Consider the following 13,141-nt stretch of genomic DNA (forward strand, 5'->3'; position numbering starts at 1 on the left):
ATAGCCCCGCTCAGTGATCTGACGCACCGCGTCACGTTTGAACTCTTCTGTGAAATTGCCTTTGCCCATATAGGCCTCCTGCCTCAAGTTTAGGGGAGAAGGCGTCTACAAATCTAGGGGCTATTCACACCGCCGCTCCGTTTGTGAAAGTGAACTCATTCAAAACGGGATCAATCGGAGATGGCCTTATCAAATCGCTCTCTGTGCTAAGCTGTCACTTGGCAAGCTTGGTGCGGAGTACTTCTGTCACGAAAATCGCCTGTTTCGCTGCCCCAGCGGTTTCACTCCGACATGTTCGAAGAGAATAGCGACATCGTGGACTGCTTCGCGACCAATCCGAACGGAAAACTCTTTCCTGATCGTTACGGTGGCGAGTAGTTCGACCCTCCCGAACGCGGGAAGGGCGGTGTTGACCTTGGGTACTGACACGTCCCTACGTGGCAGACGAATTCGCGATCGATATTGTGGAACCCGTTCATAAGCTTCCGGCTAATCGCGGGCCGAAAAGCGTTGGAAGAATCCGGAACGAAGACGATTCCGTCTGATCAAAGGATGTCGGAAAGAGTCCTCTCCGCGAGATGACGGATATAGGCTGATGCCGCCTCCTCCTGGACCCGCCGCCAGCCTACGAGGACCTCGTCGCGAACATGACACGCCGGCTGGGAACCGAGCAAGGACTGGACCACGGCGCCGAGGTCGATCGCTTCGGGGGGCAATGCGAGTTTCAGACCGCCACGTCTTCCCCTTAAGCTACAGAGGAAGCCGCCTTTGACAAGCCGGTTAGCGGCCTTGGCCAAATGGGCATGCGAGGCGGCACAGATCTCGGCCGTCTCGCGAATTGTCAGCTTGTCAGGCGCTCGATCGGCGGCCAGCACCAAAAGTCGAATACCAAGGTCCAACAGCACGGACATATCAGTCAGTCCAGTTCGCCCTCTGCAAGCTTCAAGAGCCGCGGAGGGTCTGTCACTGTAAGCTTCTGGCGTCCGCCTTGGACGATACCTTTCGATTCCCATGCGCTGAGGATTCGGGACACGGTGTGAAGAGTGGTGCCGGTCATCTCAGCGATGTCCTGTCGTGATATAGGAAAGTCGATTCGGATGCCGGCCTCGACGGCCTTTCCTGCCTGCTTCGATAGGCGCAAGACTGCGTGAGCTACGCGCTTCTCCACTTCTTCAGTGGACATCTCGCGGATGCGGGTATGGGCCTCTTCGAGACGCTGTCCGATCGTCTGCATCGCGGTCATCGCCAATCGGGGGTTCTGCTCGACAAACCGCGACCACATTTCCGTGGGCCAGCCGATGATAAGGCTTTCGGCTGCCGCTCGGGCGGTGCCGGGGTAGTCGTTGCGGCGCAGAGCCATTGCAAAGCCGAAGAGGTCGCCAGGATGAACCATCCGCACGATGATCTGCTGTCCGTCGTGGGTCACCTGCGTGACCTTGAGCCTCCCATGAATGAGCAGAAAGAACGACTTGGCATTTCCGCCCTGCTCGAAGACTGCGTCGCCTTGAGCGACCCTGCGAGGCGTCGCGTGTTCGAGCATTGAATCCAGATCGGGATCCGTCATGCGCTCGAACAGCGGCAGCGACTTCAGGACTGCGCGATCAACCTTCATTGGTGCCTGTCTCCATGTGCGCCTGTTTCGGCCGGGCGATGAGATCGGCCGCGGCTTTTCTTGCGAAGTCCGTGACGCCTTCGATGAGCGTCGACTGACGGACAAGCCTGAATCCCAGATTATCCGGTGGCGCCCCCACCGAGCATCCGCCTCCCTTGGGGTTGCGGACGAAACTGCTCATTGGCGCGCGGTGCTTTCCGGAAGCAATGAAGATGCCGCAGTCCAAACTTGACGGCTTTTCTTTAGCCTTACCTTGATCAAGATCAACTCGAGTGTTGCAAGTCGACGTCCACTCCCAAATATTGCCACCAAAATCGACAAGCCCGGTCTTGCTGACGCCAAACGAACCTTGCGGCTGAGGGCGAGGATTCACCGAAGCGGCTCGGCGTGCTTCTCGCTCGTAGTCGGCGAGCCATCGCACCGCCGGGTTCTTCTCGTCGTCGGCAACTCCCAGTGCGTCGTCTGGGAAGCGGTCGTTGGCAGCATTTGCGAGCTCGAAGTCAGTAGGCAACCTCCAGGTTCGCCCCGTCCGCTTCGACAGCCAGGTAGCATAACGAACTGCGTCGTCATAGCTGACTCCCGTCAGAGGCATTTCGGCCGTCGCTCCACCCTCTGGCTCGTCCGCGGGGATGCATTCACCCTCATCGACGCAACGACGGTATTCGCTGCGGGTCGTTTGGAATTTCATGATTTGCAGAGGCGTTCGGACGTCAACTTTATTGAGAGGCGCGTCCACTGCCAAACCCTTGCGGAAGTACTCTGCCGAGTCCCGATAGGCGAACGTCCTCGGTGCTACCACAACCGACTCCGGCTCTTCAAGCTTCGGAACCGCGTCCTCAAAGGGGACGAAGCCTGTTTCGACCGCAACCGCTGCCGACAAGGCCACGAGCAGCGCCAGCGGGATGGCGATCGAAATACCCGAGATCTTATCAGTTCCAGTCTTGCCAATCATGGCTCAAACGCAGAGCGCGCCTCTCGTCAAAAACAGGTTGGTGCGCGGTTAACACCGCGCACCACACCACTGAATGTTAGGCTCCCGAAGGCGCTTTAACCGACGTCATAAGGTCGTCGTTCCAGTCGCCGGTGACCTTGAAGTGACCCGCCGCACCGAGCTCGAACGCTTCAATCAGGTTATGATTGACGTACGCGTAGATGCCGGGTTGCGCGAAGGTGTAGACGGCAGCACCGGCCGTCCCGCCCGGAATGAACCAGGTTTCCTGGTCTACGTCCGGAACGTTTGCGAACTTGCCGGTCGCCCAAACGTACTCGCCGTGCCCGCCGATCAGATGGGGTCGGGTATCGCGGTTAGCCTGCGAGTGGATGATCAGCACCGTCTCGCCGACCTTGGCGGTCATTGCGTTTTCCCCGGTCAGAGCGCCGACCGCACCGTTGAAGACGATGTGCGTGGGGACGAGCTTCTTCATGACCTCGACAGTGTCCGCATATGCCTCGCCGGGGCTGTCGTACTTCTTGAAGTTGCCCTTCTCGTCGCGAGGGATATAGAAGTCCTGTTCGCCGACGTAGTAGACCTTGTCGTAAACGATCGGCTTGCCGTGGCCGTCGGTCAGGCCTTCGCGGGGCAGTACCATGATCGCGCCGTTCATGCCCGAGGTAACGTGCCATGGCACCATTCCGGGAGGTGCGCAGTGATAAACGAAAACCCCGGCCTTCGTCGCCTTAAAGCGGAGTACAGTGCTTTCGCCTGGGTTGACAACTGTCAGCGCGCCGCCGCCAAGGCCGCCGGTGGCAGCATGGAAGTCGATGTTGTGCTGCATCGTGTTGGTTTCGGGATTGACGAGGGTCAGCTCGACGTAATCGTCCTGGTGGACGACCATCAACGGGCCGGGGACCGATCCGTCGAAAGTCATGGCGTTAACCTCGGTTCCCTCCTTGTCCAGCACCATCTTCTGTTCCTTGATGGTAAGCTTGAACTCCTTGATTTTAGGGCCGCCTTTGGCTTTTTGGTCGTGGGCGTGGACAAAGGGCGGCTTCACGAGCTCGACCTTCTCGCGAGGGAGCTTCGAAATATCGACCGGCGCGTTCTTGCCGCCTTTTGGAGCGGCATGCTCATCTTCCGCGTGAGCAGCAGTGCCTGCCACGAGGATGGGCGTCAGTGCGCCTGCCACGGCCGCACCTGTCAGCATTGTACGCCGGGTCATCTGAAGAGTATTGTTCATTTCCCTATCTCCTACAGTCGAAGAGCGAGCGAACCCCGCCCGGTCGAAGAAGAGAGTAGTAAAACCCTTCGGAAACTCTTTGAGTTGGAGCAAACTTGCTGTTTGCTGCAGCGCAAAGTGACCGGCCGGGTGTTTGCGTAATGTCAACGACCTGCGCCGCGAAGAACGGCATTGGTGCATGATCAACTTCGGAGACACGATCATGCAGAAGAAAAAGAACGCCAGCGCTAACGCTCCACGCGGAATGTCTCGTGAAGGCCTCGTCATCTTCTCTTACGGTTTCAGGCCGTTCTTCCTGGCAGCCGCGATTTGGGCGATCGTCAGCATCGACATATGGGCCGCCTTCCTGACACTTGGACTCCCGGTGGCGACAGACTACGGGACGCTCTACTGGCATGCCCATGAAATGCTATTTGGGTTCGCGCCGGCGATCCTGGCGGGCTTTCTCCTGACCGCCATTCCCAACTGGACAGGTCGTCTGCCTATCGCTGGCAGACCACTCATGTGTCTATTCGCACTTTGGTCTGCTGGACGAGTTGCGATGCTTTCATCCGGAGTGATCGGCGTCGCACCGGCTGCCGCGATTGATGCCCTCTTTCTGCCTGCCATGCTAGTCTTGTGCGCCCGAGAGGTAGTGGCGGGTAAGAAATGGAAAGACCTGAAAGTCATCGCAGGGCTCGTCGTACTTTCGGCTGCCAACCTCCTGTTTCACATTCAAGCGATCGCCGGCAACGGCCCGGACGTCTCCATCCGACTCGGGCTGGGCGCCTACATCCTGCTAGTCACGATTGTGGGCGGCCGAATTCTTCCCAGTTTCACGCGGAATTGGATAAACCAATTCGGCCGAACAGACTTTCCTGTTCCCTATAATCGATTTGACGCTGTGACCATCGTCATCGGGGCTATGTCGCTTGCTATCTGGTCGCTCACACCCGCAACTTTGGTAAGCGGCGCGCTTGGCTTGCTTGCTGCCGGGCTTAACGTAGCGCGACTTGTCCGTTGGCGTGGTTGGGTGACGTGGCCCGAGCCGATCGTCTTCATCCTGCACGCCGCGTTCGCGTTCGTCCCTCTTGGCTTTGCCGCGATCGCCCTCGAGGCATTGGGACTGCCGGAGCTTGCAGTCATCCATATCTTCGCGATCGGCGGCGTGTCGTTGATGATGCTGGCAGTGATGACGCGTGCAAGCCGCGGGCACACCGGACGAAAGCTGAAGTCAAGTCTGACAACAAACGCTTCCTACGTCTTGCTCGCAGCGGTCGCTCTCGTAAGGCCTATTGCCGAACTTCTTCCAAACTACGGCAGCGTTATTGTGCTGCTCGCGGCAGCCGGTTGGACTGCGGCCTTCGCGCTCTTTGTGTACGAGCATGCCGGGATGCTGTGCATCGGGCGGAAACCGCTGACAATCCGCTGACGCTAATCTGAAGCGCACGGGCGTGTCTTTCGGCGAACCGCGTCGTCGCAGAGGCGATCTACTACATGCTCAGGCGTTGGGTTGGCTTCACGTCATTCCTTGAGGACGGCAGGATTTGCCTAGGCCACGGACTCATTAGTTGAGGCGATCCATATCCTCGTCGCGACAAGCTTGAGGGTGGCCATGTAATTATCAGCGCGCCGGTCGTATCGCGTCGCGAGGCCTCGCATCTGCTTGATACGGTTGAAGAACCGTTCCACGAGATTGCGCTGACGGTAGACCCAGCGGTTGAAGCTGAATGTCTGCTTTCGATTGGCCTTTGCAGGGATATTCGCCCAGCACTTGCGTTGCTTGGCAAAGTTACGAAGTAAGCGCGATTTTCCATGCACATTGACGTAGGCGGCATAATCGCACTGGCCCCTTTTGCGAAGCGATATCCGGGCCTATCAATTGGCGGAGGTTTTGGAGAAGCGGAACGGAAGTAAGTCGCCGATGTCGGCAGTTTCTTCGCGCTGAGGTAACTCAGTGAGGACGTGGCGCAGCCAAGAGAGCGGGTCGACGCCACAGGCGCGGCAGGTCAGCATCAGACTGTAAATCACAGCGCTGGCCTTTGCGCCGTCGGCGGTATCGCTGAACAGCCACGATTTTCTTCCGGTCGCAAAAACTCTGATCTCGCGTTCCAGAATGTTGTTATCGATCGGCATCCTGCCGTCGCTGGTGTAGCGCGTCAGGTAGTCCCATTGGTTCAGGGTGTAGGACACGGCGTCACCGAGCTTGGTATCCGGCACGACCTTCGGCGCGATATTGTCGAGCCACGACTTGAGTGCGTTCAGGACAGGCAAGCTGTGCTGTTGCCGGAAGCGGCGAACGCAATCGGCCTGCGTTTCACCGGTGTTGGGCTTTCTGTCTCGCGCCTGCTTTTCGATCCGATAGAGCTGTTCGAAGAACCGGAGCGCCTGTTCCGGCGGTCCGCCTCCATTCTTCCGGGTTTTGAGGGCCTCGACGAAGCGCCGCCGGGAATGGGCCATGCATCCGACATGGGTTGCGCCATGCAATGTGCGCCAGGCTGTGTAGCCATCGCTCACCAATATGCCGCGGAAGTCACCGAGGAAGGCCTGCGGGTGAACCTGGCCGCGGCCGGGCTGGTAGTCGAGCAGCACGACTGGCTCGTCACAGTCCTCGCTGCTGCGGTACGCCCACATGTAAGATGTGCTGGTGGCTTCCTTATTCTTTTCCTTCAGCACCTGAACCGTGGTCTCATCGCCATGAATGAGAGGCTGCGATCGTAGTCGCAGCTTCAAAGCATCATAGATGCGGTATAGATGCTTCTCGCTCGAGCCGATGACCCAATGCGCAAGAGCGCCACGGCTGATCGGAACGCCAGCACGCTCGAATGTCTGAGCCACGCGGTAGAGCGGCGTGCCATCTACGTATTTGTGGACGAGCGCGAAAGCCAGTGTCGAGGCGGTGGCAATGCTGCCCGGCAGGGGCTGCGTCGGCATAGGCGCGATAACAACGGGCGTGTTGATCCCGGTGCGGTCGCAATGGCGGCAGGCGTACTTGAACCGCACATTCTGCAGAACCTTTGCCTTGACCTCGATATGGAGCTGCTCGCTAACGGCTTCGCCCATGCGATGCATTTGGTTTTTGCAGCACGGGCAAGCCTTCTGATCGTCAGCAAGGTCGTATTCGACACGCTCGCGCGGCAGGTCTGCCGGCAGAGGCCTGCGTCCCCGCTTTTTGCCCGCGGCGCCATCGACTGCTGGCAGGCCTGTATCTGGGAGATCGGCGACGTCGTCGCCATAATCACGATCATTCTCGTCCGCGGCTTCTTCTGCTTCGTTGAAGAGGCGGTCAATGTGCTTTTCGCTGCGCGGGGCAAAACGGTGCAGCCGTGCGAGCGCCAGCTCCTCTTCCAGCTTGACGACCCGTTGCGAGAGCGCTTCCTTCTCGGCTTTAAGCGCAGCGATTTCGGCGGCATTTGCCGCCAACTGCGCCATCAGTTCTGCAATGCTTGGTTCGCTGACCCGAGTCATCAGATTCTTGAATCTGAACCGCCCCCGCGCGTCAACAGCTCAATTCGCCATCTTCAGCCGGCGATCTGATATTGCCGCACCGGATGGCGCACCATCGCGTCGATATCGATGCCGTCGAGGATCCAGTGCAGTTGCTCGGTCGAGAGCATCACCACCGCAGTCTCTCGGCGGGGCCAGCGGAACCTGTCTTCCGTCAACTTCTTCAGCACCATGACAAAGCCGGACCGATCAAAGAACAACAGCTTCATCCGGTCACGACGCCGATTGCAAAAGGCAAACACCGCAGGAGCAAACGGATCCAATGACATCGTCTCCTGCACAAGGACCGCGAGGCTGTTGATGCCCGCGCGGAAGTCGATCGGCTCCCGATGGAGGTAGACCTTCAGATCAGCGCCCAGTCTGAACATGACCCAACGCTCCTATGATTGCGATCAGTCCACTCTCATCGTCGCACTCAACGGTCAGGCTGATCCCGTTGGGCAGGAGTGCGCTCACCTTGGATGCATGACACGGCTTGCCCACCGCCACGCTCTTCGTCAGTAAATCGCCGCCAGAACCCAGCCGCATAGCTGGAGCAATCTGAACTGGAACGAAGGCCGAGACCGATGGCGAAGGACGCTGCTCCAGGGCCTTCTTTATCCACTTACGAACGAGATTGGCATTCACACCGTATTCCCGTGCTAGCCGAGAGACCGAAACGCCGGGTTCTAAACACGCTGCGACGAGCTGATCACGAGAAGCAGGGTCATATCGATGGCGGCCGTCGCGGCCAACAAGCCGCACTTGCAGTTTAGGAGCATCGTCCATGATTTGGTGTCCACCTATTTTTGGTGGACACTTCATGCATCAGAGCACTGCGCTTCAGAAGGCGCATAGAAATTCGCGCTTAGTGCGGCTGCAAAGCCGATGAAAGATAGTTGATGAAAGTTCAATACGGAGAAGAAGTGGCGAATCACTCTGACCCCGAGTCATGCGGGGCACATCGCGAGGTGTGCGTCGAAGCGTTGACAGGGGAAACCGGCAGGCCGGCCATTGAGCCGCGAAATGATCAATTCGGGATGCCGACGCTGTTAAGCGAAGCGGAAGGCAACACGGTGCATGGCGTCAATCGCAAGCCATGCCCCGATCCCGCGCGGTCGGAGACCCTGTGCATGTCGGGAAGTCTTTCATACGGAAGCAGCGAGATCTCATCAGTGTCCAGTGCAAATGGACTGGACGGGACTGGGAAGGTCGTTGATCATAATCTAGTCGTCAACGCTGATGAGAAGTCGGATACGCCCATAGTACCGCAGAAGTTGCCGAACAAAGGAGATGATCCTGCGGAGGCAATGGAGGAAAGGGGTGTAATCGGAGGGAACGCCTTCGAGACTCCAGCGTGCCGGACGCAGAGCCGGATCAAACACGCTTCGATGGGGATCGACGGTGTACGGGAAGCCGCCAAGCGGAACCCGAAGACGCGTTTCACGGCGCTGATGCACCACATCACTCCGACGTTATTGGTGAAGAGCTTTCATGCGCTTCGCAAGCAAGCGGCGAGCGGTGTGGACGGCGTGACGTGGTACGATTATGAGAAGATCCTCGAAGGGCGCGTGCACGAACTACACCGGGAGATTCAATCCGGCGCATATCGTGCACAACCGTCCCGACGGGTCTACATTCCGAAGAATGACGGAAGACTCCGTCCCCTCGGCATTGCAGCGTTGGAAGAAAAAGTCGTGCAGATGGCCGTCACCACGGTTCTGAACGCGATCTATGAGCAAGACTTCCTCGGCTTCTCATACGGGTTCCGGCAAGGAAGGGGACAGCATGACGCGCTGGACGCCTTGTGGGTTGGGATCGACAAGCGGAAGATCAACTGGATACTGGACGCGGATATTCGCTCGTTTTACGATGAAATCGATCACGAGTGGATGGTTCGTTTCCTGTCGCATCGAGTTGGTGACCGCCGGCTGATACGTCTGATCCACAAATGGTTGAAAGCGGGCACTATTGAGGATGGCCGCCGCGTCGCATCAACGCGAGGAACTCCTCAAGGCTCTGTAATTAGCCCCGTGCTATCGAATATCTACCTGCATTACGCATTGGATTTATGGGTCCAGCAATGGCGTACCCGAAACGCTAAAGGCGACGTGATCATTGTACGTTATGCCGACGACAGCGTGATTGGGTTCCAGTACGAAGGAGAGGCGCAGCGCTTCCTGCAAGCATTTCGGGAGCGTCTCGCTCAGTTTGGCTTGCAACTACACCCGGAAAAGACGCGGCTAATACGCTTTGGGCGGTATGCTGCGCGAAACTACCGGGAGCGTGGTATCCGCAAGCCAGAGACCTTCGACTTTCTGGGATTCACACACTGCTGCGGCAGGCGGCGCAATGATGGGGGCTTCAAGATTGTCCGTCTGACAATCAAGGAGCGCATGCGCACGACGCTGATGGCCATTCGGGAAACGCTTATGCGAAGACGCCATGAACCGATCGCAGTAGTAGGTCGATGGCTACGGCAGGTGTTACAGGGGTATTTGAACTACCATGCGGTGCCCGACAATCTGAGAAGATTGGGAGGGTTCCGCTGGGAAGTTGGTCGCGCTTGGCGACACGCTTTGATGCGTCGAAGCCAGCGACACCGGCTGTCTTGGGATCGTTTCCAAAGACTGCTTCGCAAATACCTGCCACCATGTCGGCTGTTGCATCCGCATCCAGATGCTCGGTTCGCCGTCACAACATCCGATAGGAGCCGTATGCGGTAGTGCCGCACGTACGGATCTGGCCGGGGGGCGATGGGCAACCATCGTCCCTACCGGGACCTTTACGAATTGCGTCGGTGTCATATGCCTTGTCGGCGAGGATCGTCGCGCCGGGCCGCAGGTCGCTCAACAGTTTTTCAGCCATCGGTGCATCGGCGGCTTGGCCGGCGGTGAGTTCAAGCCGAACCGGTCTGCCATCTGCATCGACAAGAGCGTGGATCTTTGTCGTCAGGCCGCCGCGCGAACGTCCCATGCAAGGATCGGCAGATCCCCCTTTTTAGCGTTGGCACCATGCTGGTGAACGCGAACACAAGAACTGTCGATCATCACGATGTCTCCATCGTAACGCTTTGAAACGGCGTCCAGAAGACGATCCCAGACGCCCGCCTTGCGCCATCGGGAGAACCGATTGTAAAGCGTCGTGCGCGGGCCATAACGCTCCGGCACATCTCGCCAAGACGAACCAGTCCTGAAACGCCACAGGATGCCGTTGATCACCCGGCGGTCATCGACACGTTCAATTCCACGGCTATTGTTCGGCAAAAGAGGTGCAATGATAGCCCATTCTTCATCGCTCAATTCATGACGGCGCATGGCAATCTCCTTTCAAGGAGATTGAATCACACACCGTCAATAAGATGAACCCCGTTTATGGGGACACTGCCTAACACGGGTCTGCATCGACCGGCGGCGAGGAAGTGCTCATGTCCTGGTAACAGCGTCTTCAGCCAAGTGAGACGACCGATTTGTGCTGGCATGCGGGAGGTTGTATTCGTTCTTCATCGGGTGACCTGAATATATCAGGTGAAGATCCCCTGCTTACGGCAGTAGAGATCAACTTTGCAATCTAAGTATCGCAACTTTGCCGGGAAGTAACGCGCGATTAGATTGCAGGTGCATCGTCGCAAGCATACAGCCTGTGCGACGATGCAAGGATTCGCGACGTGTATTAATGCTTGGAAACGACGAAGATTGGCAGGAAATGCCGGGAACACTGCAAAGTGCTGCGTCCCCTTGGCCCGATATCTGGAATATACAAAATCAGAAGATCGAGAGGAGATTGAAGCCGATCAATTCAGAGGCGATGGAGTTCCTTTCCGGGGCTTTTCTACTCTTTGGCAAGGATTCGGTACTTCCCGAACCGGCTACAGCTCGCTCAACGTCCTGCGTGTAACCATCCGCAACAACGCGCAGATACTAGAGCAGCTCGCCAAGTTAAACATCAAGTCCAGCACGATCTACCCTGGTATCGAGAAAGCTACGGCAGAGATTGCCAGGAAGCACGACAGGGAAGCCGAGTGACGGCCGCTTATCTAGCCTGAAAATCAAGCGCCACCACACGCGGCGCGGGAGCAACTTTATGCTGTCGCTCCTCGATACGAGAAACCGGGCAGGATCTCCAAGGAGCAATCGAAAGTGGATGATAAACTAACTGAAGTAGGCAGGAACGAATTGCTCCACTACGTGCTGGCCTCGCTCGATTGGGGCAATGCCGACGTATTCGCCTGCGGTAGCCGCGAGAGCATCCTCCGGTTGGGAGAGATTGCTGCTTACGTCTTGATGCTGGTGGACGGAAAGGGAGAGTCGCGGGCGTCTTCCGTCAGAGTTGTGCTTCCGCCATCAGGATCAAGACTCCGTTCGGACATGATCGAAAGTGTTCGCGAGGGGGCCCATCGGGCCTTTCGCCGCTTCGATGCCGATGATGCGAAGATCGAGCCCTTCGTTGCTGAGGCAATGTCGAATATATTGATCGAGCAGGCCGCAAACTTCACCGCAAAGACGCTTGGCGAACTGCTAGCATCGTCCGACGTCCGTCAATCGGTAATCGTCGGCGAAGCAGCGCACTACCGCTGTGATGCTTCCTTCGATGGTGACCCAGCGGTCAGAATCGCTGAAGACATCTGGTGCAGGCACTTGCGCTTTATCATGTTAATTGCGGAGGAAAGTGCTCAAAAAACTGGCAGCCACATAATTTTGGACATCGGCGAGTACTTGCCCGCAAGTAACGTCAACATCGACCTCCTTAAGTCTGCGGGGGATGTTGGACTCTGCGGGGTCTCGCAGTCGCAGTCGCTCACTCCCGAAGAGGTCATTGCGAAGGTCACGGCAATTCACGAGCATGTGGACGCGGGGAACCTTGGCAAAGCACTAGCCACCATCGATCAGGATGACACGCTTTCGGAAGAGAGAAAATGGCTTATGCGGCTGGTCGCTTTCGAGAAGGGGGCGCTCACGTAGAAGCACGCAAAATCCTCGACGGGGCATCCGACATACTAGCTAGGACAGGAGCGCCGGAGCTCGTGGGTATCGCCGGCATAGCCGTGGGGCTTGAGCGGGAAGCGCTGGCTCAGGCGTTGGTTGAACAGGCGATGCCCGAGCTTCTCTCGGAACGCGATCTGGAGAATGCTCTGCAGGTCGCGATAGACTCTCGCCGCTCCTCCTTTGTGGTCAGGGTGATCGCTGCTTTGCGAAGCCTGCACCCTCATTCTCAGCTCCTGCGCACCGTAGACGGGCGAGAGGCCGGGCGATCCGGCGATTATGAAAGAGCTGCTAACCTACTAGAAGGTTCGGCATCCCCCGAACAACGAGAGGTCGGCAGGGTTTTCAAGCTTCTTCATGACGTCATCTCGAACGGCGGGCTCGCCGACCCACTGGCGACATCCCGCGATCTTGTCGCGGGCGAGCCGCGGTGGGGTGCAGCCATCGTGAAGGAAGTGCTCAAGACACTTGAACGTCAAGGTCGACGTGACGAAGGCATCGAGATGCTTTTTGCCGGTTTGGTCCCCTGGACTGAAGACTGGTTCACGTCTGCCCGTGGGCTAATCGAGCGGTCACTTGCTTCTGGCAGCACTGCGATGACAGAGGAGAAATTCGAACTGCTGCTGGATACGGCAGCGACCCTCTTGGCCCAGCACCCGGATTCCAGCTCGGTAAGAGTCGATGTATCAGCCCTTTTTCGATGTTGAGCGAATTGGCGTTGAAGGTATAGCCCTAATCGCTGTGTACGCGATCAATCATTCGAACAAGCTAACGGATATCTTAGAGTCGGACTCGAAAAGAGTTCAATGGTAGCAATAGCTTGCGAGACGTCTGGTGACGAGGCGGATATGGGCGATCATGATCCATGCCTCGGCTGAAGCGATGGATTTTTCGACGTCCTTCGC

12 protein-coding genes and 3 pseudogenes are annotated in these 13,141 nt (G+C 57.6%); 5 read left to right on the forward strand and 10 right to left on the reverse strand.

Annotated features, from left to right (window positions below; genetic code table 11):
- Window positions 1–545: 545 nt before the first annotated feature.
- The 4 genes from GVL52_RS27275 to nirK all read right to left on the reverse strand — a co-directional run bounded on the left by GVL52_RS27275 (window position 546) and on the right by nirK (window position 3,789).
- On the reverse strand, window positions 546–911 hold the full coding sequence (locus tag GVL52_RS27275) for an Rrf2 family transcriptional regulator (protein ID WP_160012550.1): 366 nt from the start codon (window positions 909–911) through the stop codon (window positions 546–548).
- Between the two features lie 5 nt (window positions 912–916).
- Complete coding sequence (locus tag GVL52_RS27280) at window positions 917–1,612, reverse strand: Crp/Fnr family transcriptional regulator (protein WP_160012551.1); 696 nt, start codon at window positions 1,610–1,612, stop codon at window positions 917–919.
- Window positions 1,602–2,564 carry an SUMF1/EgtB/PvdO family nonheme iron enzyme gene (locus GVL52_RS27285; RefSeq protein ID WP_160012552.1) on the reverse strand — a complete coding sequence of 321 codons (963 nt, stop codon included), beginning with the start codon at window positions 2,562–2,564 and terminating at the stop codon, window positions 1,602–1,604. The genes GVL52_RS27280 and GVL52_RS27285 overlap by 11 nt, the downstream gene beginning before the upstream one ends.
- Window positions 2,565–2,640: 76 nt before the next feature.
- Complete coding sequence (gene nirK, locus GVL52_RS27290; RefSeq protein WP_160012553.1) at window positions 2,641–3,789, reverse strand: copper-containing nitrite reductase; 1,149 nt, start codon at window positions 3,787–3,789, stop codon at window positions 2,641–2,643.
- Window positions 3,790–3,991: 202 nt separating this feature from the next.
- Here nirK and GVL52_RS27295 point away from each other — a divergent pair, with 202 nt between their 5' ends.
- Window positions 3,992–5,200, forward strand: a complete 1,209-nt coding sequence (locus tag GVL52_RS27295) for an NnrS family protein (RefSeq protein WP_160012554.1) — start codon at window positions 3,992–3,994, stop codon at window positions 5,198–5,200.
- A 119-nt stretch (window positions 5,201–5,319) separates the two neighbouring features.
- Here GVL52_RS27295 and GVL52_RS27300 read toward each other — a convergent pair.
- From GVL52_RS27300 to GVL52_RS27315, 4 genes and pseudogenes are all read right to left on the reverse strand, one after another.
- A pseudogene (locus GVL52_RS27300) lies at window positions 5,320–5,568 on the reverse strand (transposase); the annotation flags it as partial.
- Window positions 5,569–5,646: 78 nt separating this feature from the next.
- Window positions 5,647–7,236, reverse strand: coding sequence for an IS66 family transposase (locus GVL52_RS27305; protein WP_160012555.1), 1,590 nt, complete (start codon window positions 7,234–7,236; stop codon window positions 5,647–5,649).
- A gap of 53 nt (window positions 7,237–7,289) precedes the next feature.
- Complete coding sequence (gene tnpB / locus GVL52_RS27310) at window positions 7,290–7,643, reverse strand: IS66 family insertion sequence element accessory protein TnpB (RefSeq protein WP_160012556.1); 354 nt, start codon at window positions 7,641–7,643, stop codon at window positions 7,290–7,292.
- On the reverse strand, window positions 7,624–8,046 hold the full coding sequence (locus GVL52_RS27315) for a transposase (RefSeq protein ID WP_160012560.1): 423 nt from the start codon (window positions 8,044–8,046) through the stop codon (window positions 7,624–7,626). Before GVL52_RS27315 ends, tnpB begins: the two co-directional genes overlap by 20 nt.
- A gap of 110 nt (window positions 8,047–8,156) precedes the next feature.
- Between GVL52_RS27315 and ltrA the strand changes: the two genes are divergently transcribed.
- Window positions 8,157–9,980 (forward strand): group II intron reverse transcriptase/maturase, encoded by a 1,824-nt coding sequence (ltrA, locus tag GVL52_RS27320; protein ID WP_160012557.1) that lies wholly within the window; start codon window positions 8,157–8,159, stop codon window positions 9,978–9,980.
- Window positions 9,981–10,041: 61 nt separating this feature from the next.
- On the opposite strand, the pseudogene GVL52_RS27325 reads toward ltrA, so the two are convergent.
- Window positions 10,042–10,577, reverse strand: a pseudogene (locus tag GVL52_RS27325) (IS5 family transposase); the annotation flags it as partial.
- Between the two features lie 372 nt (window positions 10,578–10,949).
- On the opposite strand from GVL52_RS27325, the gene GVL52_RS31030 reads away from it, so the two are divergent.
- The 3 genes from GVL52_RS31030 to GVL52_RS27340 all read left to right on the forward strand — a co-directional run bounded on the left by GVL52_RS31030 (window position 10,950) and on the right by GVL52_RS27340 (window position 12,943).
- Window positions 10,950–11,279, forward strand: coding sequence for a hypothetical protein (locus GVL52_RS31030; RefSeq protein WP_244619312.1), 330 nt, complete (start codon window positions 10,950–10,952; stop codon window positions 11,277–11,279).
- A gap of 114 nt (window positions 11,280–11,393) precedes the next feature.
- The gene (locus GVL52_RS27335) at window positions 11,394–12,215 is read left to right on the forward strand and encodes a hypothetical protein (protein WP_160012558.1); all 822 of its coding nucleotides are present in this window, start codon (window positions 11,394–11,396) and stop codon (window positions 12,213–12,215) included.
- 62 nt (window positions 12,216–12,277) lie between these two features.
- Entirely contained in the window at window positions 12,278–12,943 is a 666-nt protein-coding gene (locus GVL52_RS27340) for a hypothetical protein (protein WP_160012559.1), read from the forward strand.
- A gap of 96 nt (window positions 12,944–13,039) precedes the next feature.
- Here the strand turns inward: GVL52_RS27340 and GVL52_RS27345 are convergent.
- Window positions 13,040–13,141 (reverse strand): annotated as a pseudogene (locus GVL52_RS27345) (IS5/IS1182 family transposase); the annotation flags it as partial.

It is taken from the genome of Rhizobium sp. 18055 (assembly GCF_902706285.1).
Classification (GTDB): domain Bacteria; phylum Pseudomonadota; class Alphaproteobacteria; order Rhizobiales; family Rhizobiaceae; genus Rhizobium.

Coding starts and splice junctions, on each gene's coding strand:
- GVL52_RS27275 (WP_160012550.1), bottom strand. CDS start 911: ATGTCCGTGCTGTTGGACCTTGGTATTCGACTTTTGGTGCTGGCCGCC.
- GVL52_RS27280 (WP_160012551.1), bottom strand. CDS start 1,612: ATGAAGGTTGATCGCGCAGTCCTGAAGTCGCTGCCGCTGTTCGAGCGC.
- GVL52_RS27285 (WP_160012552.1), bottom strand. CDS start 2,564: ATGATTGGCAAGACTGGAACTGATAAGATCTCGGGTATTTCGATCGCC.
- nirK (WP_160012553.1), bottom strand. CDS start 3,789: ATGAACAATACTCTTCAGATGACCCGGCGTACAATGCTGACAGGTGCG.
- GVL52_RS27295 (WP_160012554.1), top strand. CDS start 3,992: ATGCAGAAGAAAAAGAACGCCAGCGCTAACGCTCCACGCGGAATGTCT.
- GVL52_RS27305 (WP_160012555.1), bottom strand. CDS start 7,236: ATGACTCGGGTCAGCGAACCAAGCATTGCAGAACTGATGGCGCAGTTG.
- tnpB (WP_160012556.1), bottom strand. CDS start 7,643: ATGTTCAGACTGGGCGCTGATCTGAAGGTCTACCTCCATCGGGAGCCG.
- ltrA (WP_160012557.1), top strand. CDS start 8,157: ATGAAAGTTCAATACGGAGAAGAAGTGGCGAATCACTCTGACCCCGAG.